20 protein-coding genes and 1 pseudogene are annotated in these 20,769 nt (G+C 64.1%); 10 read left to right on the plus strand and 11 right to left on the minus strand.

Annotated features, from left to right (window positions below; all coding sequences use genetic code 11):
• Positions 1-90 precede the first annotated feature (90 nt).
• The 4 genes from truB (at position 91) to AAA969_RS14900 (ending at position 4,123) form a co-directional block, all read left to right on the plus strand.
• Positions 91-1,047 (plus strand): tRNA pseudouridine(55) synthase TruB, encoded by a 957-nt coding sequence (truB, locus tag AAA969_RS14885; protein ID WP_338247130.1) that lies wholly within the window; start codon positions 91-93, stop codon positions 1,045-1,047.
• A 37-nt stretch (positions 1,048-1,084) separates the two neighbouring features.
• The gene (gene rpsO, locus AAA969_RS14890) at positions 1,085-1,354 is read left to right on the plus strand and encodes a 30S ribosomal protein S15 (protein WP_338247132.1); all 270 of its coding nucleotides are present in this window, start codon (positions 1,085-1,087) and stop codon (positions 1,352-1,354) included.
• Positions 1,355-1,383: 29 nt separating this feature from the next.
• Positions 1,384-3,516, plus strand: coding sequence for a polyribonucleotide nucleotidyltransferase (pnp, locus tag AAA969_RS14895; protein WP_338247134.1), 2,133 nt, complete (start codon positions 1,384-1,386; stop codon positions 3,514-3,516).
• 136 nt (positions 3,517-3,652) lie between these two features.
• On the plus strand, positions 3,653-4,123 hold the full coding sequence (locus AAA969_RS14900; protein ID WP_338247136.1) for a hypothetical protein: 471 nt from the start codon (positions 3,653-3,655) through the stop codon (positions 4,121-4,123).
• Here the strand turns inward: AAA969_RS14900 and AAA969_RS14905 are convergent.
• Positions 4,096-4,956, minus strand: coding sequence for a LytTR family DNA-binding domain-containing protein (locus tag AAA969_RS14905; protein ID WP_338247138.1), 861 nt, complete (start codon positions 4,954-4,956; stop codon positions 4,096-4,098). The two genes, AAA969_RS14900 and AAA969_RS14905, sit on opposite strands and share 28 nt — an antisense overlap.
• A 178-nt stretch (positions 4,957-5,134) precedes the next feature.
• Here AAA969_RS14905 and AAA969_RS14910 point away from each other — a divergent pair, with 178 nt between their 5' ends.
• Together AAA969_RS14910 and AAA969_RS14915 are read left to right on the plus strand one after the other, a co-directional pair.
• On the plus strand, positions 5,135-6,379 hold the full coding sequence (locus tag AAA969_RS14910; RefSeq protein WP_338247140.1) for an acyltransferase family protein: 1,245 nt from the start codon (positions 5,135-5,137) through the stop codon (positions 6,377-6,379).
• 59 nt (positions 6,380-6,438) lie between these two features.
• Positions 6,439-8,901: a prolyl oligopeptidase family serine peptidase gene (locus AAA969_RS14915; RefSeq protein WP_338247142.1), complete on the plus strand. Its 2,463-nt coding sequence runs from the start codon at positions 6,439-6,441 to the stop codon at positions 8,899-8,901.
• Between the two features lie 6 nt (positions 8,902-8,907).
• Here the strand turns inward: AAA969_RS14915 and AAA969_RS14920 are convergent, their stop codons facing one another.
• From AAA969_RS14920 to AAA969_RS14940, 5 genes are all read right to left on the minus strand, one after another.
• A complete protein-coding gene (locus AAA969_RS14920) occupies positions 8,908-9,780 on the minus strand; it encodes an HNH endonuclease (RefSeq protein WP_295692326.1) in 873 nt (290 codons plus the stop codon).
• Between the two features lie 115 nt (positions 9,781-9,895).
• The gene (locus tag AAA969_RS14925) at positions 9,896-10,714 is read right to left on the minus strand and encodes an enoyl-ACP reductase FabI (RefSeq protein ID WP_338247147.1); all 819 of its coding nucleotides are present in this window, start codon (positions 10,712-10,714) and stop codon (positions 9,896-9,898) included.
• 43 nt (positions 10,715-10,757) lie between these two features.
• A complete protein-coding gene (gene fabB, locus AAA969_RS14930) occupies positions 10,758-11,972 on the minus strand; it encodes a beta-ketoacyl-ACP synthase I (protein WP_295692322.1) in 1,215 nt (404 codons plus the stop codon).
• Between the two features lie 14 nt (positions 11,973-11,986).
• Positions 11,987-12,505 (minus strand): bifunctional 3-hydroxydecanoyl-ACP dehydratase/trans-2-decenoyl-ACP isomerase, encoded by a 519-nt coding sequence (gene fabA, locus AAA969_RS14935; protein WP_295692319.1) that lies wholly within the window; start codon positions 12,503-12,505, stop codon positions 11,987-11,989.
• 89 nt (positions 12,506-12,594) lie between these two features.
• Positions 12,595-13,176, minus strand: a complete 582-nt coding sequence (locus AAA969_RS14940) for an SH3 domain-containing protein (RefSeq protein WP_338247154.1) — start codon at positions 13,174-13,176, stop codon at positions 12,595-12,597.
• A gap of 184 nt (positions 13,177-13,360) precedes the next feature.
• Here AAA969_RS14940 and AAA969_RS14945 point away from each other — a divergent pair, with 184 nt between their 5' ends.
• The gene (locus tag AAA969_RS14945; RefSeq protein ID WP_338247156.1) at positions 13,361-14,278 is read left to right on the plus strand and encodes an MBL fold metallo-hydrolase; all 918 of its coding nucleotides are present in this window, start codon (positions 13,361-13,363) and stop codon (positions 14,276-14,278) included.
• Positions 14,279-14,346: 68 nt separating this feature from the next.
• Positions 14,347-14,562 (plus strand): hypothetical protein, encoded by a 216-nt coding sequence (locus AAA969_RS14950; RefSeq protein WP_338247158.1) that lies wholly within the window; start codon positions 14,347-14,349, stop codon positions 14,560-14,562.
• On the opposite strand, the gene AAA969_RS14955 is transcribed toward AAA969_RS14950, so the two are convergent.
• A complete protein-coding gene (locus AAA969_RS14955; RefSeq protein WP_338247160.1) occupies positions 14,559-15,317 on the minus strand; it encodes a HesA/MoeB/ThiF family protein in 759 nt (252 codons plus the stop codon). The two genes, AAA969_RS14950 and AAA969_RS14955, sit on opposite strands and share 4 nt — an antisense overlap.
• A gap of 113 nt (positions 15,318-15,430) precedes the next feature.
• On the opposite strand from AAA969_RS14955, the gene AAA969_RS14960 reads away from it, so the two are divergent.
• On the plus strand, positions 15,431-16,747 hold the full coding sequence (locus tag AAA969_RS14960; protein WP_338247162.1) for an ATP-dependent DNA helicase: 1,317 nt from the start codon (positions 15,431-15,433) through the stop codon (positions 16,745-16,747).
• A gap of 180 nt (positions 16,748-16,927) precedes the next feature.
• On the opposite strand, the gene cysK is transcribed toward AAA969_RS14960, so the two are convergent.
• The 3 genes and pseudogenes from cysK to coaBC all read right to left on the minus strand — a co-directional run bounded on the left by cysK (position 16,928) and on the right by coaBC (position 19,670).
• Positions 16,928-17,878: a cysteine synthase A gene (gene cysK / locus AAA969_RS14965; RefSeq protein ID WP_338247164.1), complete on the minus strand. Its 951-nt coding sequence runs from the start codon at positions 17,876-17,878 to the stop codon at positions 16,928-16,930.
• Between the two features lie 74 nt (positions 17,879-17,952).
• The gene (gene dut, locus AAA969_RS14970) at positions 17,953-18,411 is read right to left on the minus strand and encodes a dUTP diphosphatase (RefSeq protein WP_338247167.1); all 459 of its coding nucleotides are present in this window, start codon (positions 18,409-18,411) and stop codon (positions 17,953-17,955) included.
• A gap of 73 nt (positions 18,412-18,484) precedes the next feature.
• Positions 18,485-19,670, minus strand: a pseudogene (gene coaBC, locus AAA969_RS15105) (bifunctional phosphopantothenoylcysteine decarboxylase/phosphopantothenate--cysteine ligase CoaBC).
• Between the two features lie 58 nt (positions 19,671-19,728).
• On the opposite strand from coaBC, the gene AAA969_RS14985 reads away from it, so the two are divergent.
• Positions 19,729-20,193 (plus strand): hypothetical protein, encoded by a 465-nt coding sequence (locus tag AAA969_RS14985; RefSeq protein ID WP_338247173.1) that lies wholly within the window; start codon positions 19,729-19,731, stop codon positions 20,191-20,193.
• A gap of 15 nt (positions 20,194-20,208) precedes the next feature.
• On the opposite strand, the gene AAA969_RS14990 is transcribed toward AAA969_RS14985, so the two are convergent.
• Positions 20,209-20,748: a GNAT family N-acetyltransferase gene (locus tag AAA969_RS14990; RefSeq protein WP_338247175.1), complete on the minus strand. Its 540-nt coding sequence runs from the start codon at positions 20,746-20,748 to the stop codon at positions 20,209-20,211.
• Between the last annotated feature and the right edge of the window lie 21 nt (positions 20,749-20,769).

A 20,769-nucleotide genomic window follows, 5' to 3' on the forward strand; every position in this document is an offset into this window, starting at 1 on the left:
GATCGCGACGCTTGCGTCGGCGGCCCTGATCCGTTAGGCCCGCCGCTCCCGCGACCCGGGTCCGATCCCCGGCGCCAGAAGGAGCAAGACATGGGCAAACGCCGCAAGGGCGAGGACATCCACGGCTGGGTGATCCTCGACAAACCCCTCGATATCACCTCGACCCAGGCCGTGTCGGCGGTCCGCCGCCTGTTCAATGCGCGCAAGGCCGGTCATGCCGGGACGCTGGATCCGCTGGCCTCCGGCATCCTGCCGATCGCGCTGGGCGAGGCGACCAAGACCATGCCCTTCGCGGTCGAAGGCTCGAAAACCTACCGCTTCACCGTCAAATGGGGTGAACGCACCGATACGCTCGATCGTGAGGGTGCGGTCATCGCCACCAGCGATGTCCGGCCGACCCGGGCCGCCATCGAGGCGGTGCTGCCGGATTTCACCGGCGATATCCAGCAGGTGCCGCCCGCCTATTCGGCGATCAAGGTCGATGGCGAGCGCGCCTATGACCTGGCCCGCAGCGGCGAGGATGTGCAGCTCGAGGCCCGCACCATCCATGTCGAGGCGCTGCACCTTCTCGATTGTCCGACCGAGGACATGGCGGTCCTCGAAATGCATTGTGGCAAAGGCGCCTACGTGCGCTCCCTGGCGCGCGATATTGCCTTTGCGCTCGGCACGGAAGGTCATGTGGCGGCGCTGCGCCGGATCCGCGTCGGCGGATTCGTCGAGGCCGAATCCACAAGGCTGGACGTTTTGGAAGAAATGGCCCATAAGGGCGCCGCTTCGGAAGCTCTGCTCCCGGTTCAGACCGCGCTGGACGACATCCCGGCGCTGGCCGTGACCGAAGAGGAATCCTTCCAGTTGAAGCTAGGACGTCCGATCGTCCTGCTCCCGCGTCAAGCGCAAGAGCTGAAGGCACAGCGCCGACCCCGTGAAATCGCGGGCAAGGACTGCACCTTTACCGCTTTGGCCCTTTGCGACGGTGTGGCAGTGGCGCTCGGGGACGCGCGGGCCGGAAAGTTCCAGCCCTCGCGTGTTTTCAACCTCGCCTCCTGAGATCAGGGGGTCGACATAACGAGTTTAGGAGAACCCGATGTCGATTACGCAAGAGCGCAAATCCGCGCTGATCGCTGAACATGCCCGTGGCAAAGCCGACACGGGATCGCCGGAAGTGCAAGTGGCCATCCTCACAACGCGGATTGCCAATCTTACCGAGCACTTCAAGACCCATAAGAAGGACAACCACTCGCGTCGCGGCCTTCTTAAGATGGTCTCCCAGCGCCGCCGGCTTCTCGACTACGTCAAGAACAAGGACGAAGCCCGTTACAAGGCTATCATCGAGAAACTGGGTCTGCGCCGCTGATCCGCGACGCCATCCGTACGAAAGACGATATGTTCGATATCCAGAAAGAAACGATTGAGTGGGCGGGTCGCCCACTCACCATCGAAACCGGTCGGGTCGCCCGACAAGCAGACGGCGCCGTCATGGTGTCCTATGGCGAGACCACTGTTCTCGCCACAGCCGTCGGCGTCAAACAGGCCAAGCCGGGAGTCGATTTCTTCCCGCTGACGGTCAATTATCAGGAAAAATACTTCGCGGCGGGCAAGATCCCCGGCGGCTTCTTCAAACGTGAAGGCCGTCCGACGGACAAGGAGACGCTGACCTCGCGTCTCATCGACCGTCCGATCCGTCCGCTGTTCGTCAAGGGCTTCAAGAACGAAGTCCAGGTGATGCTGACGGTCCTGTCGCACGATCTCGAGAACGATCCCGACATTGTCGGCATGATCGGCGCCTCGGCCGCCCTGGTCCTCTCCGGTCTGCCCTTCATGGGCCCGATCGGCGCGGCTCGCGTCGGTTACAAGGACGGCGAGTACATCATCAACCCGCCTTGCGACGAGATGGATGACAGCGAGCTTGATCTCGTCGTCGCCGGCACGCAGGACGCGGTGATGATGGTGGAATCGGAAGCCAAAGAGCTCTCCGAGGACGTCATGCTCGGTGCCGTCATGGCAGGCCACGCAGCTTTCCAGCCGGTGATCGACATGATCATCAAGCTGGCCGAGCGTGCGGCCAAGGAACCCTGGGACTACGCCCCGGCTGACCATTCGGCCGAGGAAGCCAAGGTTCGTGACCTGATCGGCGACGATCTGGCCAAGGCCTACACCATCGTCGACAAGACCGAGCGCTACAAGGCGGTTGGTGCGGCGAAGGACAAGGCGCTCGAAGCCCTGCTCCAGACCGAAGACCGTCCGGACGGCATCGACATGACGACCCTCAAGGACGTCATGAAAGCGGTCGAGAGTTCCATCGTTCGCGGTGGCATCATCAAGACCGGCAAGCGTATCGATGGCCGCGCCCTCGATCAGGTTCGCTCGATCGTGTCCGAAGCCGGCATCCTGCCGCGGACGCACGGTTCGGCCCTGTTCACGCGTGGCGAAACCCAGGCCCTGGTCGTTGCGACCCTGGGTACAGGCGAAGATGAGCAGTTCATCGATGCCCTGACGGGGACCTACAAAGAACGCTTCATGCTGCACTACAATTTCCCGCCCTATTCGGTCGGTGAGACATCTTTCCGTCTCGCTCCGGGTCGCCGGGAAATCGGTCACGGCAAGCTGGCCTGGCGCGCGGTGAAAGCCGTCCTGCCGACCAAGGAAGACTTCCCGTACACGATCCGCCTGGTCTCCGAGATCACCGAGTCGAATGGCTCGTCCTCGATGGCCACGGTCTGCGGTGCCTCGCTGTCCATGATGGACGCCGGCGTGCCGATCACCCGTCCGGTTTCTGGCATTGCCATGGGCCTGATCAAGGATCCGGAAGGCGTTGCCGTTCTCTCCGATATCCTGGGTGATGAGGATCATCTCGGCGATATGGACTTCAAGGTGGCTGGTACCACCGAAGGCGTCACCTCGCTGCAGATGGACATCAAGATCGCCGGTATCACCGAGGACATCATGAAGACAGCCCTGGCCCAGGCCAATGGCGGTCGTCTGCATATCCTCGAGGAGATGGGCAAGGCGCTGGGCGAAGCCCGCACCGAGCTCGGCGAGTTTGCGCCGCGCATCGAGACCATCACCATTCCGACCGACAAGATCCGCGACGTGATCGGCTCGGGCGGCAAGGTGATCCGCGAGATCGTGGAAACCACCGGTGCCAAGGTCGACGTCAATGATGATGGCGTGATCAAGGTTTCGTCTTCGGACGGCGCCTCGATCAAGGCGGCGCTCGACTGGATCCACGGCCTGACGGCTGAGCCGGAAGAAGGCAAGGTCTACAAGGGCAAGGTCGTCAAGGTCATGGACTTCGGCGCCTTCGTGAACTTCTTCGGTCCCAAGGACGGTCTCGTCCACGTGTCCCAGCTCAAGGCTGAGCGCGTGAACCATCCGTCCGACGTGGTCAAGGAAGGCCAGGAAGTCTACGTCAAGCTTCTCGGCTTCGATGATCGCGGCAAGGTTCGCCTGTCGATGAAAGTCATCGACCAGGAAACCGGCGAAGAGATCAAGAAGGAAGAGGAAGACGCTGAATAAGCGACTTTCTGTCCATCGGACTGATCAGAAGACCCCGCCGGCGCAAGCTGGCGGGGTTTTTCTTTGGCCGGCCTGTACGCTTGCCCCGGGGCAGCGGCTAGGCTCGAAGGCGATCGCCCGGTGCTGGAGACGCGACATGAACTGGACGCTTTTCGATTTTGTATTTGCCGGCGGCATGCTGGCCTGCTTGCTGCTCGGCAGCGTCCTGGTCCTGAAGACCCAGCGGCACTGGGCTGCGCGCCTGGCCGGCGGGCTGGCGCTCGTGGCGTTTTTCATGCTGGTCTGGAGCGCCGGGGCGGTCGGTATCATTGGCCGGTCCGACAATGACGCCAACCTGGCCTATCTCGCCTTGCCACTGCTGGCTTTGGCCGGAGCGATCATCACCCGCCTCCGTCCGGCCGGGCTCGCGGTCACCTTTGCGCTTATCGCGGCGTCTCAGGCCCTGATCGGATTTGTCGCCTTCATCGCCGGTCTTGGCTCGGACGGGCCGGCCTGGCCCATGGACATTATCGTCGCGACCCTCATCTTCACGGCACTCTTTGCGACGTCTGCGGCCCTGTTCCGGCTCGCCGCGCGGGCTCAGGCCGCTTCGAGCCTTGCGCGATAACGGCGGCTGCCCGGAATTTGCGAGCCGGTGTCCAGGGTGATGGCCACATCGCCCTCGCCGGTGGGAATGATTTCCCGGATCGCGTCGCGATTGACCAGCCAGGAACGATGCACGCGAACGGCGTCGATGCCCGCTTCGCCCAATTGCCTTTCCAGCTCGGTCAGGGTCGAGCGGGCGAGATGTTCGCCGCCGGCGAGGCGTATCTCGACATAATTACCGGCCGCCTGGGCAGCGCGGAACTCGTCGGCGGCAATGCGCAGGGTCCGGCCGCCGCATTTCAGGGTGAGCCGGTGGGTCTGACGCGCCTCGGCGCGCGCAACCTCGGCTTCCAGCCGCCGCATCTGCAGGGCCAAGGAGACGGCGAAGATAATCTGGTAGCCGATATAGGTGCCCAGGTCCTTGCGCGCCTCGTAGACGATCTCCCGCAGGGGAGCGTCATGGAAGAAGTCATAGCTTTGCCCATAGGCAAAGGCCCAGACGCCCTCGCGGATCAGCACCATGCCCGTCACATGCAGGGCCGTGAAGGCAAGGAAGCCGAGCAGGTGGACGGGCAGGGATGTACGCCAGCGCCCCGGTTCGAGGGGCGCGCGCAGGCCGAGCATCAGTACCGCCGGAACAATAAGGGCCGCCACCAGCCGGCTCGAGCCCTCGGTAACCCACGCGAAGAAGGGCGGGCCCATCCGGCCATCGCGGGCAAACTCGGTATCGATCGACATCGCGGCCACGAACCAGGACAGGATCAATGTCGCCCAGATGAACTGGCAGGCCAGCCAGAAGGCGCGCCGTTCGGCGGCTTCGGCCCGGCCGCGGTCGGAGGTCGGTGTTGTGATCATTCGGACATGCTCGCCCACGCCTCGCACGGGAGCAAGCGCGGGTTCAGCCGCTTGTCCCTGCTGTCCGCCGCCCGTCCCCGGGCTGCAGCGACTGGCCCCGTCGGCCTGCCGCCGGTCCCCGCTCGCTGGCGATCATCGATCCGCTCGGCGATGACGGCCGCAGACACGGAGTGACCCCATGATTTCGACACATCCCGCCCCTGCATCCACGTCGCCAGTCGGTCGCCACTACGGGCTCGACTGGTTGCGGATCGGGGTTTTCATCCTGCTGATCCTTTATCACACCGGGATGTTCTTCAATACCGAGGGCTGGCACGCCAAAAGCCTCAATGCCAATGACGCGATGGAGCCCTTCATGTGGCTCTCAAGCCCCTGGCGCCTGCCCCTGCTCTTCCTGATCTCCGGCGTCGCGATGCGCCTTTTGTCCGACAAGCTGGGTAGCGGCCGGTTTGCGCTGGATCGGACCTGGCGCCTGTTTCCGGTGATCCTGTTCGGCATGTATGTGATCGTGCCGCCGCAATCCTATTCCGAACTGCGGATTGCCGGCCTCATCGAGCCCGGCTGGTGGGCGTTTTACCGCCAGTATGCCGGTGAGTGGGCCGGGCCGTGGGCAGAGCTGCATACGCCGACCTGGAACCATCTCTGGTATGTCGTCTATCTGTTTGTCTATTCCCTGCTCCTGGCACCACTGATGCCGGTGCTGCGCGGGCTGGCGGATAGCCCGTTCATGCAGGCCGCTGGTCGGATCAGCGCGGCCGGCTGGCTGGGGACGACCGGATTGATTGTCCTGCCGCTCCTGCCCTTCCTCGTGGTTCGCTTCACGCTCTTTGCACACTTCCCGACCAGTCATGACCTGATCGAGGACTGGGCCAATCATGCCAACTCGCTGTCCATGGTGCTGATCGGCTATTTTCTCGCCCGCAATGACGGGCTGTGGCGCGGCGTTGACCGGGCCTTGCCATGGGCTGCCGGGCTGACGGCACTTCTGATCGCCTATCTGTTCTGGGCCTATACCCATCTGGAGATCGCCTTCGCCAGCCCGGTCCTGACCTGGGCGGCCCGCATGGCCCGTATCCTGTTCATGTGGACCATCATCCTGACCCTGCTGGGCGCCGCCCGCCGCTGGCTGGATCGTGACGGACCCGTACGGCGTTACCTGACCGCCGCGGTCTTCCCCTGGTACATCCTGCACCAGACCCTGATCGTGATGACCGGATTTGCCATCCGCGAGGCGGGTTTCGGGGTCTGGACAGAATTCGCCATCGTGGTCGCGGTGACGGCTGCCGGCTGCGTCCTCGGATTTGAGGTTTTCAGGCGGATCCCGGTCCTGCGACTGGTGATGGGGATGAAAGCGCTCGCGCCGGTGGTCGGTGCCTCGCCTGTGTCGGGAGCGGGAAGGTCTGACACATTACAAAAAGTTTAGGCGAAACAGGGCCGGAGCCGCCTATCTTCTCCGCCAGTGACATTATGTGGGAGCACAGCATGATGAAATCGGTGATGAAAGCGGGCCTGAAGGCCGGCCTTGGACTGGTGGCCGCATCGGCTTTCTGGGTGGCGCCGTTGTCAGCCCAGGAGGCCTACCGCCTGCCGCCGCAGGACATCATCGATATCGTCGACGCGGCACCTTCGCCCTGGACCTCGCTCTCGCCAGCGCGCGACACCCTGCTGCTGATGCATCGCGAAGCCCTGCCGCCGGTTGCCGAACTGGCCCGTCCGATGGAGCGCCTGGCCGGTCTCCGGCTCGATGCCACCCTCAATGGCCGCCACGGTCCGCGCTCCATAATCGGCCTGTCGCTGATGGATCTCGAGAGCGGGGAGGAGCGTCGGGTCAATCTCCCGTCGGACGCCGGTATCTCCTATACCAGCTGGTCTCCGGACGGCTCGCAAATCGCCTTTGTGATGACCCGCAATGACGAACTCAGCCTGTGGGTCGTCGATGTCGAGCGCGCTCGCGCCCGCGAGCTCATCGATAGTGGCATCAACGCCGTCTTCTCTCCGATCGACTGGATGCCCGATGGTGAGCATATCCTGGTCACCCTCACTGATCCGGACCGCGGTGCCATGCCGGAGCGCCCCCGTGTTCCGATTGGTCCGGTCACTCAGGAAGCCAGCGGCTATGAGGCGCCGGTGCGGACCTATCAGGACCTGCTGGCGGACGAGACGGACGCCGAACTCTTCGCCTGGCTCGCGACATCGCAACTGGCGATGGTCAATACCAATGGCCGGACCCGGGTTCGCGAGATCGGCGAACCGGGCCTGTATTATTCTGCGGACCCGGCACCGGGCGGGGACTACATCCTGCTCGGCGAGATGGAGCAGCCCTTCTCCTATCAGGTGCCCTGGTCGAGCTTCCCGGACCGCGTTTTCGTGATCGACCTGGACGGCGACGAGGTCGAGACCATCGCCCGCCAGCCGCTGGCCGACAATGTCCCGATCGGCGGCGTTATCACCGGTCGCCGCTCGGTCGGCTGGCAGGACAGTGCGGCCGCCCGCCTGACCTGGGCCGAGGCGCTCGATGGCGGTGACCCGCGGGTCGAGACCGATCAGCGTGACAGCGTCTGGGCGCTCGATGCGCCGTTTGACGGCGAACCGGTCGAGATCCTGCGCACCGAGGACCGCTATTACGGCACCCAGTTCACCAGCGAGGGCCAGCTCGGCTTCGCGGTCGAGTATGATCGCGATACCCGGGTCATTCGCCGCTGGCTGGTCGATTTCGCCGATCCTTCGGTGGCACCGCGCCTCGTCGAGGAGCGCAACAACCAGGACAGCTACGCCAATCCCGGCAGCCCGCTCACCGTGCGCAATCAGTTCGGCGAGAGCGTCATCGGCGTCCAAGACGGCTATATCTACATGGCCGGCGAGGGCGCGACGCCGGACGGCGACCGCCCCTTCCTCAACCGGGTCAGCTTCGACACGTTCGAGACGACCGAGCTGTGGCGCAATTCAGGTGAGAATTTCGAGGAGGTCATTGGCCTGACCTCTGATGACGCCTCCTCCTTCCTGACCAGCTGGGAAGACCCGGTGACGCCGCCGAATGTCCGCTGGCACCGCGCCGGCCAGGACACGGTCCAGATCACCCAGTTCGAGAATCCCCACCCGCAGCTCAACGAGATCAGCCGCCAGCTGATCACCTATGAGCGGGCCGATGGCGTGCCGCTCTCGGCGACGCTCTACCTGCCGGCCGATTATGAGGAAGGCGATACCCTGCCCGTATTGGTCTGGGGGTATCCGCTTGAATACAATGATGCCTCGACGGCAGGTCAGGTCTCGGGCTCGCCCTATGAGTTTACCCGTGTCGGCGGCACCAGCCCGCGCTTCATGGTGACCCAGGGCTATGCCCTGCTGGAAAACGCCACCATGCCGATCGTCGGCGATGATCCGTTGACGGTGAATGACACCTTCATCGAACAGCTCGTCCTGTCGGCCGAGGCGGCTCGCGACATCACCGTCGAGATGGGGTTTGGCGATGGCGAGCGCCTGGCGATTGCCGGTCACTCCTATGGCGCCTTCATGACCGCGCACCTTCTGGCCGCGTCAGACATCTTCCGGGCCGGAATCGCGCGCTCCGGCGCTTACAATCGCACCCTGACGCCGTTCGGCTTCCAGTCCGAGCGCCGCACCTTCTGGGCCGCACCGGAGACCTATTTCGAGCTCTCGCCCTTCATGCATGCCGACCAGATCAATGAGCCGATGCTGATGATCCACGGCCAGATGGACAATAATTCGGGGACTTTCCCGATGCAGTCCGAGCGCATGTACGCCGCGGTGAAGGGCAATGCCGGCACCGCCCGCCTGGTCATGCTCCCCTATGAAAGCCACGGCTATCGCGGCCGCGAGAGCATCCTGCACGTGCTCGCCGAAAGCATCGACTGGCTCAACACCTGGGTGATGCCGGTTGAGGACCCGATGGGTGGGGGTGAGGAAGACGACGATAGGGTGGAGTAGGATAGGTCAGCCTTTGAAGTAGGTTTCCCGGTGGTAGCGCAGAAACTCGGTATGTGGCCGAAGGTGCGCTGCCTCTGGAACTGAAACATATCCACTTGGATCGAAAAGTCGTTCGACTCCGTCCGGTAGCAAGCTCTTTGCTTTCAAGAGTTGGTAGTTATCGTCAATCGCGATTAGCCCACGATCAAATAGCCAGTGGGCCGTTCGTGAGAGAGCAACCCCATTTTGGATGGAGTCTGGGCCATCGTCTGCAACAGGGCGTATATGAGCGGCTTCGATCTCGGCGCGGCCACCGCCGTTGATGATTTGAAGACCTGTCACTGCACAACGCAGATCGTAGGTCGTTCGGACAGTGCGAGCAAAGGCTGCGTCCCGGAACTTTCGAGAAATTAATTGCTCGACTATCGGCCTCTTAAAGACGGCTGGCGGGTCCGAAAGTCCGGGCCTGTCAGTCCGTGTTCCTTCGAAGAGGTCATCGGAGAATCCAACGTCGCAAATCAGGCTAAATTCCTCATCCGGAATTCGTCTCACGGAAACACCAAAAGAGCCCTGATTGCCCGACCCGTCAGGTTTTTGGAGTTTTGTTTCCCAGTAAGTGCCATCAGGTCTGCGATGCGGCACGGGCTCCGTGAATTCCAAATAATTCGAAAGGTGAGCTATACAGTCGCCGGAACCGTCAGGCACGCTTTGTAAGTCCGAAACTTGCGCGACTGCTAGGTACGCCAAACGGCCGCCACCGGCGCGGGGTTCGTAAAAGAGCGCTAAGTCCCCGACCGCCTCACGCGCGGCTTTCACCAGACGTTTCGGTACAAAATAAGTCTTGCCCGACACTTCTGTATAGGCACTCGCTATGGACTGCATGAGGACGACTTTGGTCATCCGGCCAGGCTAGCGTGCTCGAACAAATAGTAAAGCGACAAGCAATTGAACGCGCTCGAAAAAACCCCGCCAGCATCCGCCAGCGGGGTCTTTCAATCCGATAGTGACGCCAATATCAGTCGTCGCCGTCCATGCTCGGCACCGCCACTGCGTGGAAGCCGGCATCGACGTGCAGCGTTTCGCCCGTGCAGGAGAAGCCGAGGTCGGACAGCAGGTAGAGCGCGGCGCCGGCGACGCCTTCCATCTTGGTGTCTTCCTTCATCATCGACCATTCGCGGCCGGTACGCATCAGGGCCTTGCCGCCGGAGATGCCGGCCATGGCAAGGGTGCGCATCGGACCGGCCGAGAGGGCATTGACGCGGATGCCATGCGGGCCGAGATCGCGGGCCATGTAGCGGGTCGAGGCTTCCAGCGCCGCCTTGGCCACACCCATCACATTGTAGGACGGCACGACGCGCTCCGAGCCGAGATAGGTCAGTGTCACCATCGAGCCGCCATTGGGCATCAGGTGGCTGGCACGCTTGCCGGCATCGACGAAGGAGAAGGCCGAGATGTCCATCGCCCGGCGCCAGCCCTCGCGGGTGGTGTTCTCGGTGAAGGAACCGACCAGCTCGTCCTTGCCGGCAAAGGCAATAGCGTGGACCAGGAAGTCGATCGTGCCCCACTTGTCCTTGAGCGCCGCAAAGCAGGCATCCATCGAGGCGTCATTGGTGACGTCGGCCTGCACCATGAAGGGCTCGCAGGGCAGGCTCTCGACCAGCGGACGGACCCGGCGCTCGAGTGCTTCATCCTGGTAGGAGAAGGCAATCTCGGCGCCCTGGGCGGCCAGTTGCTGGGCAATGCCCCAGGCAATCGAGTTCTTGTTGGCCACGCCCATGACAAGGCCGCGCTTGCCCTTCATCAGCTCGCCGGCCGGAAACACCGTATCGCTCATCGGGAAATCCTCTCCTGGATCAGATCACGTCTTGTACGACGCTTTAGATTTTTTCGAAAACGACCGTGCCGTTGGTGCCGCCGAAGCCGAAGGAATTCGACATCGCCGTCTTGATCTCGGCATCGCGCGTCTCGGTGATGATGGGCAGGTTCAGGGCCGCAATGTCGGGATCCATGTCGAAGACATTGATCGACGGGGCGACGAAGCTGTTTTGCATCATCAACAGCGTGTAGATGGCCTCGTGCACACCGGCGGCGCCCAGCGAGTGGCCGGTCATCGACTTGGTACCCGAGATCATCGGCGCGTTGTCGCCGAAGACTTCCTTGACCGCTTCCATCTCCTTGATGTCGCCGACCGGGGTCGCCGTGGCGTGCGGGTTGAGATAGTCGATCGGGTGCTTGACCGTTTCCATCGCCAGCTTCATCGAGCGCACGGCGCCCTCGCCGGACGGGGCGACCATGTCATAGCCGTCGGAGGTGGCCCCATAGCCGGTCACTTCGGCGATGATATTGGCGCCGCGGGCCTTCGCCCGCTCGTATTCTTCCAGAACCACGACACCGGCACCGGCACCGCCGACGAAACCGTCACGGTCCTTGTCGAAGGCGCGCGAGGCCTGCTCGGGCGTGTCGTTATACTTGGTCGACATGGCGCCCATGGCGTCGAACAGGTTGGAAAGGGCCCAGTGGATCTCCTCGCAACCGCCGGCGAACATGACGTCCTGCTTGCCCCACTGGATCTGCTCGGTCGCCGCACCGATGCAGTGCAGCGAGGTCGTGCAGGCCGAGGTGATCGAATAGTTCACACCGAGGATCTTGAACGGGGTGGCCAGTGTCGCCGAGGCCGTCGAGCTCATCGCCTTGGGCACGGCGAACGGACCGATCCGCTTGGGACCCTTCTCGCGCGTGATATCGGCCGCATTGACGATGGTGCCGGCGGACGGACCGCCCGAGCCCATGATGATGCCGGTGCGGTGATTGGAAATGTCGTTTTCTTCCAGGCCGGAATGGGCGATCGCCTGTTCCATGGCCATGTAGTTCCAGCCGGCGCCTTCCGACATGAAGCGGTAGACGCGCTTGTCGACATGCTGGGCGGGATCGACGGTCGGCTTGCCGCCAACCTGGCAACGGAAGCCAAGCTCGGCGAAGCTTTCCATGCGGCCAATGCCGCTTTTGCCGTTTTTCAGGGACTCGGTGACTTCCGCAGCATTATTGCCGATCGGGGAAATCACGCCGAGACCGGTGATGACAACACGACGCATGAGGCTCTCCTGGGTCAGGCCATTTCGCCGGGCTTGAACAGGCCCACGCGCAAATCCTTGGCAGTATATATGGTCTTGCCGTCAACTTCGACACGGCCATCGCCGATCGCCATGATCAGGCGGCGCTGGATGACGCGCTTCAGGTCGATGACATAGCGCACGGTCTTGCTCTCGGGCGTGATCTGGCCGGTGAATTTCACCTCGCCGACGCCGAGCGCGCGACCCTTGCCGGGATTGCCTTTCCAGCACAGGAAAAAGCCGACCAGCTGCCACATCGCGTCGAGGCCGAGGCAGCCGGGCATGACCGGATCGCCCTTGAAGTGGCATTCGAAAAACCAGAGGTCGGGCTTGATGTCGAGTTCGGCGATGATCTGGCCTTTGCCATGCTCGCCGGTCTCGTCGTCGATGTGGATGATGCGATCCATCATCAGCATCGGGGGCGCGGGAAGTTGCGCGTTTTCGGGGCCCCACATCGTTCCATTGCTGGAGTCGATCAGGTCGTTATAGCTGAAAGAGCTTTGGCGTTCAGTCATGTAGCCGATCAGTTGCGCCGCATGTGAAGGCGCTTGGCGATCACCGGGCTGGTCAAGAAAACCCGGCTATTTTCAGGCAGCCGGAAAGATCAGGGCAGAGCGGTATCATGCGCGACCGACGTGCTCAAGGCGGGGCTGCCGTCGGCATCCTCGCCGGTTTCGCCATCGAGCTCCTGCGGATACACGCCCCACAAGGTGTGGGGACGAACCCAGCCGCGAAAACCCTGCCCCTCGACACGGCACCAGCCGGTCCGGCAACGCTCGAGCGAAAGGATCACGCCGGCCTCGGCGACAGCCTCGATCGGCGAGCTGTCACTGTCGCGCGCATGCAGCGGCGTTTCCTGAAGCGTGTAGACCGAGCGGCGACCCGACAGGATGGAGCGGTGCATCCAGGTCACCTCGCCGTCGGGATCGCGCACGCGGCGCCAGTCCGGTGTCTCCGCAATCACTTCCATCGGCAGGCCGGCGCGCAGATAGCGCCAGGCAATCGGGTGCTGCGAGGACGGACCGGAACGACCATTGGCGACATCGACCTTGAGCGAAACAAAGCGCGGCACGGCCTGTCCGGACGGGGTGGCGGTATGTTCGCCATCCTGCGCAAGGGCCGGCGCAGCGCCGGGCGCGAGGCTCAGGCCGGTGAGCGCGAGGGCTGTGATGATGGCGCGGATCATGCGGAACTCCTTCACCGTCCAGCGTTGAACCGTTTCGGTGAATACGGGGTAAATTCCGCGCCGGCCTGTCAGCGCTCCCGCAATCGTGTTTCGGCATGGGATGAAATCTGCGACGGCCTTCCTATATCTTTTCCCAACGGGCGCGCCGGTACAGGCCGCGTGCCAGACATCTGGAGGGGATTCCATGAGTTTTCGTTTGGCCATAACCAGTGCCGCGGCCTTTCTGGCCGCCGGTGGAATAACTGCCGGCGCCGCGCAGGCCGCCACTGCCCTGCAGCAGGACGTGACCGCAACATCGACCGATATGGGCGATGGCATCCACATGATCTCGACCGGCATTGCCGGCAATCTCGCCATCCTGACCGGCGATGATGGTGTGGTGATGATTGATGATCAGCTGCCCAATACCGGATCGGTGATCGAAGGCGCCGTCGTCGAGATTGCCGGCGAAGGTGCGCCGCGCTTCATCGTCAACACCCACTGGCATGGTGATCATACCGGCGGTAATGCCCATTTCGCCGACCAGGGCACCACGATTGCGGCCCACCACAATATCCGGAGCCGCCTCGAAGCCGCCGATAATGACTGGATCCAGCCGTCGACCCTGCCGATCCTGACCTTTGGGCAGGACCTCACCTTTCACATGAATGGCCAGACCGTTGAAGCGGTCCACGTGCCGGCCGCGCACACCGACGGCGACGCCTTCGTCTATTTCCGTGAGGCCGACATCCTGCACATGGGCGATACCTTCTTCTCGGGCCTTTTCCCCTTCATCGATCTGGACGCGGGTGGAACGGTTGATGGCTTTATCGCTGCCATGGAAATCGGTCTTGAGCTTGCCGGTGACGACACCCGCATCATTCCCGGCCATGGTCCGTTGTCCGGCAAGACGGAGCTGCAGGCGGCACTCGACATGCTGCGTGAGGCGTCATTCCGGGTGCGGACCCTGGTCGAGGGGGGGGCCGATCTCGAGGCTGTACGGGCCGCCGAACCCCTTGCCGACTTCGACGCTGACTGGAGCTGGCGCTTCATCACCGCCGAGCGCATGCTCGAGACGCTTTACAATGACGCCGTCAGCAATGGTCAGTCCTATTCGCGCTAGGGCGAGCCTGACCAAGAATTAAAGCGTTCAACAGCTTCCGGAGAGGTCATGTCGCCGATAAGGGGGGCATGACCTCGTCCACACCTCCCCCGCTCCCGTCAGGACCAACCACCCTGCACACCCGACTGCGCAAACAACTCGGCTTCGCCGCCGGGCTTGGCGTCGGCTTGCTGCTGTGGCTGATCATCGCCTGGGTGACCGGCAGCGTCCTGCTCGGCATCCTGTTCGGCCTCGCACCCGGAATCGCGATCGGACTGGGCCTGCAAATGACGGCCCGGCGCTAGGCTGCGCCGCTTTGGCTCCCACAACCCGGACACTGCGGGTCCTTGTCCAGCTTCACCGTCCGGCTTTGCATCGACAGGCCGTCGAACAGGTGGATGCGGCCGTCCAGGGTCTGGCCGGCGCCGCAGATGTGCTTGATCGTTTCCAGCGCCATCATCGAGCCGATCACACCGGTCAGGGCGCCGACCACGCCGACGCGTTCGCAGGTCTCGGCATCGGGCGGGGTCTCGGGCACCCAGCAGCGATAGCAGGGGGCGTCCGGGCGGGCGTTGAAGATCGAGACCTGGCCGTCCCAGCGGCCGACGGCGCCGGAGATCAGGGGCTTGCCGGTGGCCAGGCAGGCCTCGTTCACCGCATAGCGCGTCTCGTAGTTATCGCAGCCGTCCAGAACCAGATCGGCTTTGCCGATCAGGCGCTTGGCGTTTTCGGAATCGAGCGCCTTGATGATGGATCTGACCTTGGTGCCCGGGTTCAGTGCCCTCAGGGCGCGGGCGCCGGTCTTGGCCTTGGCGGTGCCGATATGGCGGGTCCGGAAGATGATCTGGCGTTGCAGGTTGTCGACGGTCACCGTGTCGGCATCGATCAGGCTGATCGTGCCGACGCCGGCCGCGGCGAGGTAGAGCGCGGCGGGCGCACCCAGTCCGCCGGCACCGATAATGGCAACGTGGGCGCGGGCGAGGGCTTGCTGGCCGGGGCCGCCGATTTCCTTGAGCACGAGATGGCGGGCGAAGCGATCAATATCAATTCCAGAGGTCATGCCCCCTTGGTGCCGCTATTGGCGCTGCGCTTCAAGGGGGCAAACCCGGTTGGCCGCCGGTTGACGGCGCTTTGCGGGCTTGTTCGCGGCGCGAACAGAGGCACTCTGTCGCCATGTCCGTACCCGCAAACCCGACCCTGCCCGCACCCGCCCTGTCCGAGCACCAGGAACGCCTGCTCGACTGGCTGTCGAGCGCCCGTCCGAACGTCTTCCTGACCGGCCGGGCCGGCACCGGCAAGACCACGCTGATGCGTGAATTCCTGCGACGCGCCGGACCGCGGGCGGCGGTGATCGCACCGACCGGGGTTGCCGCGATGCAGGCCGGTGGCCAGACCATCCACTCCTTCTTCCACTTCCCGCCGCGGATGATCGGCGCCCGCGATATCCGCAAGGTGCGGCATCGCCGGGTGGTGCAGGCGCTGGAAACTCTGGTGATCGACGAGATCTCCATGGTCCGGGCCGACATGATGTGGGCGATCGACAAGGCCTTGCGGCTCAACCGCGAGCGCAACGAGCCCTTCGGCGGGGTCCAGGTGGTCCTGGTCGGCGATCTCGCCCAGCTGCCCCCGGTCGTGCAGGGCGCCGAGGCGGAGTATCTCGAATCGACCTTCGGCGGGCCCTTCTTCTTCCATCCGGACAGTTTCCGCGATGCCGGCTTCTCCTATGTCGAGCTCGAGGAGGTCTTTCGCCAGACCGACAGTTATTTCGTGGATATCCTCAATGCCATCCGCGATGGCGACCTGACCTCCGACAAGGCGGCCGACCTGAACGACCGGGTCACCGGTCGCTCGGGGCTGGAGGCCTCGCTGTCGCATATCGTGTTGACGGCCACCAACGAGACCGCCTGGCGCATCAACCAGGCGCGACTGGAAGGCCTGCCGACCGCGCACAAGGCCTTCGAGGCGAAGGTCGAGGGCCAGTTCGACCCGCGCCTCTTCCCGGCCGAGGAGCCCTTGGTGCTCAAGATCGGCGCCCGTGTCATGCTGACCCGCAACGACCCGCAGGGGCGCTGGGTCAATGGCACGCTGGGGCAGGTGGAGGGTTTTGACGAGAAGGCGGTGCGGGTGCGCATCGGTGATGTCGTCCACGCCATCGAGCCGCAGAAATGGGAGCGCAACGCCTATGCCTTCGACCCGGAGAAGCAGGCCCTGACCAAGACCACAGCCGGTGCTTTCACCCAGTATCCGCTCCGTCTCGCCTGGGCGATGACCATCCACAAGGCCCAGGGCCTGACGCTGGACAAGGTCTATCTCGACCTCGCCCGCCGCCTGTTCGCCCACGGCCAGGCCTATGTGGCCCTGTCCCGGGCGCGCTCGCTGGAGGGGTTGGAATTGTCACGCCCACTGACGCCGAGCGACGTGATCTCTGATCCGCGGATCTTCGATGTCACGGCTTTCTGTGATCCGGCTCCGGCGAGTGTGAGCGCCTAGGTTACTTTTGAAACGAAACCTAAAACCGTCATCCCACGGTGACCGCGAAGCGGGCATCCGGGGGACCCTTGCTTCCCCGTCAGACGGGCGGACGAGGTCCCCCGGATCGCGACGTGGTCGCGCCCGTGGGATGACGGTGGTTGGATTGTCTGATCGAACTCGAAGCGAGAATCCCGCCCCTTAGTCCTCGAACAGCGCCGTCGACAGGTAACGCTCAGCAAAGCTCGCCAGGATCACCACGATCGTCTTGCCGGCCATGTCATCGCGCTTGGCGACTTCGAGGGCGGCCTTGAGGGCTGCGCCGGAGGAGATGCCGCCGGGAACGCCTTCCAGCTTGGCCGCTTCACGGGCCATCGCGAACGCGTCGTCATTGGACACGGTGACCACTTCATCGATCAGGCCAGTGTCGAGAATGTCCGGCACGAAGCCGGCGCCAATGCCCTGGATCTTGTGCGGGCCGGGGGCGCCGCCAGAGAGAATGGGGCTGTCGGTCGGCTCGACCGCAACGACGTGGAAGCCGGGCTTCTTCTCTTTCAACACCGAGGCACAACCGGTCAGCGTGCCGCCCGTGCCGACGCCGGAGACCAGGACATCGGCCTCGCCGGCCGTATCGTTCCAGATCTCCAGCGCGGTGGTCTTGCGGTGGATCTCCGGATTGGCCGGATTGGCGAACTGGCTCGGCATCACGGCGCCGGGCGTGGCGTCGACGATCTCCTGGGCGCGTGCGATGGCGCCCTTCATGCCCTTGGCCGCTTCCGTCAGCACCAGTTCGGCACCGAGATGCTTGAGCAGTTTGCGGCGCTCGATCGACATTGATTCCGGCATGGTCAGGATCAGGCGGTGACCGCGTGAGGCGGCGACGAAGGCCAGGCCGATCCCGGTATTGCCCGAGGTCGGCTCGACCATGACAGCGCCCTCGCCCAGTTTTCCGGCCGCTTCCAGCGCGTCGATCATCGCGACGCCGATCCGGTCCTTGACCGAGGCCAGCGGGTTGAAAAATTCCAGCTTGGCCAGGATGCGGCCCTTGGCGCCGTGGGCGGCGGCGAGCTTTTTCAGCTCGACCAGCGGGGTATTGCCAACCGTCTCTTCAATCGAGCCATAGATGCGGCCGCGGCCGGGTGTGTCGGTCATGTCAGATCTCCGTTTGCGGGCAATGTAGGGATCGGGCGTGCGAGCGCCAGTGACGAATGTGTCAGCCGGGTCGGTCAGGCCGTGCCGGTCGAGCCGAAGCCGCCCGTCCCGCGTATCGTCTCGTCGAGGGCGTCGGCGACCTCCCAGACCGCCTGGGTGACCGGGGCGATGATCATCTGGGCGATCCGGTCGCCGCGATTGACGACGAAATTGGCCTTGCCGTGATTGATCAGGTTGACGTGGATCTCACCGCGATAATCGGCATCCACCGTCCCCGGTGTGTTGACGCAGGAAATCCCGTGCTTGGCGGCCAGGCCCGAGCGCGGCCGAACCTGGGCTTCAAACCCGGCCGGCAGGGCGATGGCGATCCCCACGGGGATCAATCGCCATTCGCCGGGCGGGATGGAGACCGGGGCGTCAGCCGGGATGGCGGCGCGCAGATCCATGCCGGCGGACTGCGCCGTCTCATAGGCCGGCAGGGCGAGGCCCTCATAATGATCGAGCGGTTTGATCTTCACGGGCACGGTCGGCATGGCGGCGTCCTGTCTGACGAGTGATGGGACGCATCAAAGCCAAGCTGGCCTGATTTGGCCAGTGCCTGACGCGCTAGTCGAGCGCCTCGGCGATGCGGGCCGCCAATTGTTCGGCGATCCGGCCCTTCTCGGCCCGGTCCCAAGCCTCGCTCCCCGCCTCGGTGACCAGCAGGACGGCATTCTCGGCCCCGCCCATCACATCGCCCGAGACGTCATTGGCGACGATCCAGTCACAGCCCTTGCGGGCGCGTTTGGCGATGGCGAGGGCTTCGACGTCATGGGTCTCGGCGGCAAAGCCGATGACCAGGCCGGGGCGGCCCTCGCCCATCTGCGCTATCGTTTTGAGAATGTCCGGGTTCTCGACCAGGGGCAGGCTGGAAAAACTGGCCTTGTCGAGTTTGAGCTTGCGGTCGGACGGCTGCGCAGGGCGCCAGTCGGCGACGGCGGCCACGGCGATGAAGACATTGGCCGGCAAGGCGGTCTCGACAGCCGCAAGCATGTCCCGCGCGGTCTCGATATGGATGGTCTCGACGCCGTCCGGATCGGGTAGGGCGGTCGGGCCGGCGACCAGCGTCACCCGCGCACCCAGAGCGGCGCAGGCCGCAGCAATGGCATAGCCCTGCTTGCCCGAGGAATGGTTGGAGATGAAGCGGACGGGGTCGATCGGCTCCCGCGTCGGTCCGGCCGTGACCAGGACGTGGCGACCGGTCAGCAGGTCAGGCATTGAGGAGGCTCATAACGGCATCGGCAATCGCCTCGGGCTCGGCCAGGCGCCCGGGGCCAAACTCACCACAGGCCATCTCGCCCTCGTCGGGTCCGACGAAATGCACGCCGTCGCCCTTGAGGGTCGCCAGATTGCGCTGCGTGGCCGGATGCTCCCACATGCGCACATTCATCGCCGGGGCCATCAGGACGGGCTTGTCGGTCGCCAGCAGCGTGGTCGAAGCGAGATCATTGGCGAGACCGTTGGCAGCTTTCGCCATCAGGTCGGCGGTAGCCGGTGCGACCACGACCAGATCAGCCGAGCGCGAGAGCTCGATATGGCCCATTTCGGCCTCGTCGGTGAGGTTGAAGAGCTCGCCATAGACCTTGTCGCCGGACAGGGCGGAGAGCGAGAGCGGCGTGACGAATTCACTGCCCGCGCGGGTCAGGATGCAGCGACTGGCAATGCCGCGCTTCTTCAGTGTCCGGATCAGCTCCAGCGCCTTGTAGGCAGCAATTCCGCCGCCAATGATCAGAAGAATGGATTTGTCGGCCACGTCACGCCTCCGCTGGTCGTCCCGTAGAGGTAAACCGTCAGCGGTGAAATCCCAAGGGATGCATCACCTCTTCTCCAACCCGTCGCTGACCTTCACCCATGCCTATGACGGCGCAGGATGTCTGGAGGCCGAACATGCCAATGCGGCCGGCTGGCTCTGGTCGGCGGGCGGTCAAACGCAAAACCGCAACTTCTCGAGCAGCGATGCTGTGCGGGCGGGTGAGCCGACCAATGTGCAAAACCAGTATGGTGCGGTCTCTCACACCACCGGAAGCTCAACGACCAACTACACCTTGAGCTACGACACCTCCGACAATCTGTCGGGCGATGGCACGCGATCCTTCAAAATGTGTCTGTCCCGGTTTCTTCTGTCCCGGTTTCTTCCGGCAACGACACGCACCGGGGGCGTCGCGGTCAGGGCGTCTGCGTCGATCTGGCTTGCGAAGGCCGGGCCCCAACCCAGGCGTTCCAGCGCCGTGGGCTCGCGGCGCGCCGGAGTGCCACCTGGCAGGAAGGCGGAGTAGTCGCGGACCATGGACCTACCAGAGCGCGGGGTCGTCGAAGGCGGCAACGCAGCGGGCAGGGCCGCGTAGCGGCGTCAGCGGCGCCTCGGTCAGGGATTGCGCGATCCAGCCCTGCGGCTGGTTGAGCGGCTGGGGCGCCGGCAGGTCGGCCGCCGAGACAGGCTCGAAGCCCACGCGGCCGTAGAAGGCCGGATCGCCATAGGTGACCGCGATGTCAACGTCCTCCCGCCGGAGCGCATCAAGGCCGTGGGCGATCAGCCGCTGCCCTATCCCCTTGCCCTGATGTGCCGCTGCCACGGCCACGGGGGCCATCATGAAGACCGTGCGCGGATCGCCCTCGTAGGTGAGGCGCGTGAAGAAGACGCCGCCGACAAGCGTGCCGTCCTCCCAGGCGGTGAACACGCGCAGATCCCCGGCGGGCGTCTCCGCGATCAGCCGGCGTGCGAGGGCGCCGATCAGCGCGCCTTCCTCCGCGCCCTCCGAGGCAGTGAAGGTCGACGCGAAGAGTTCCACAATCGCCTCGGCGTAGGTGGTGTAATCCGTTGAAGTGTGCATGTCTCTATCCTCTCTGGTGCT

It is taken from the genome of Maricaulis maris, from assembly GCF_036322705.1.
In the GTDB taxonomy this organism is placed as follows: Bacteria; Pseudomonadota; Alphaproteobacteria; order Caulobacterales; family Maricaulaceae; genus Maricaulis; species Maricaulis maris_B.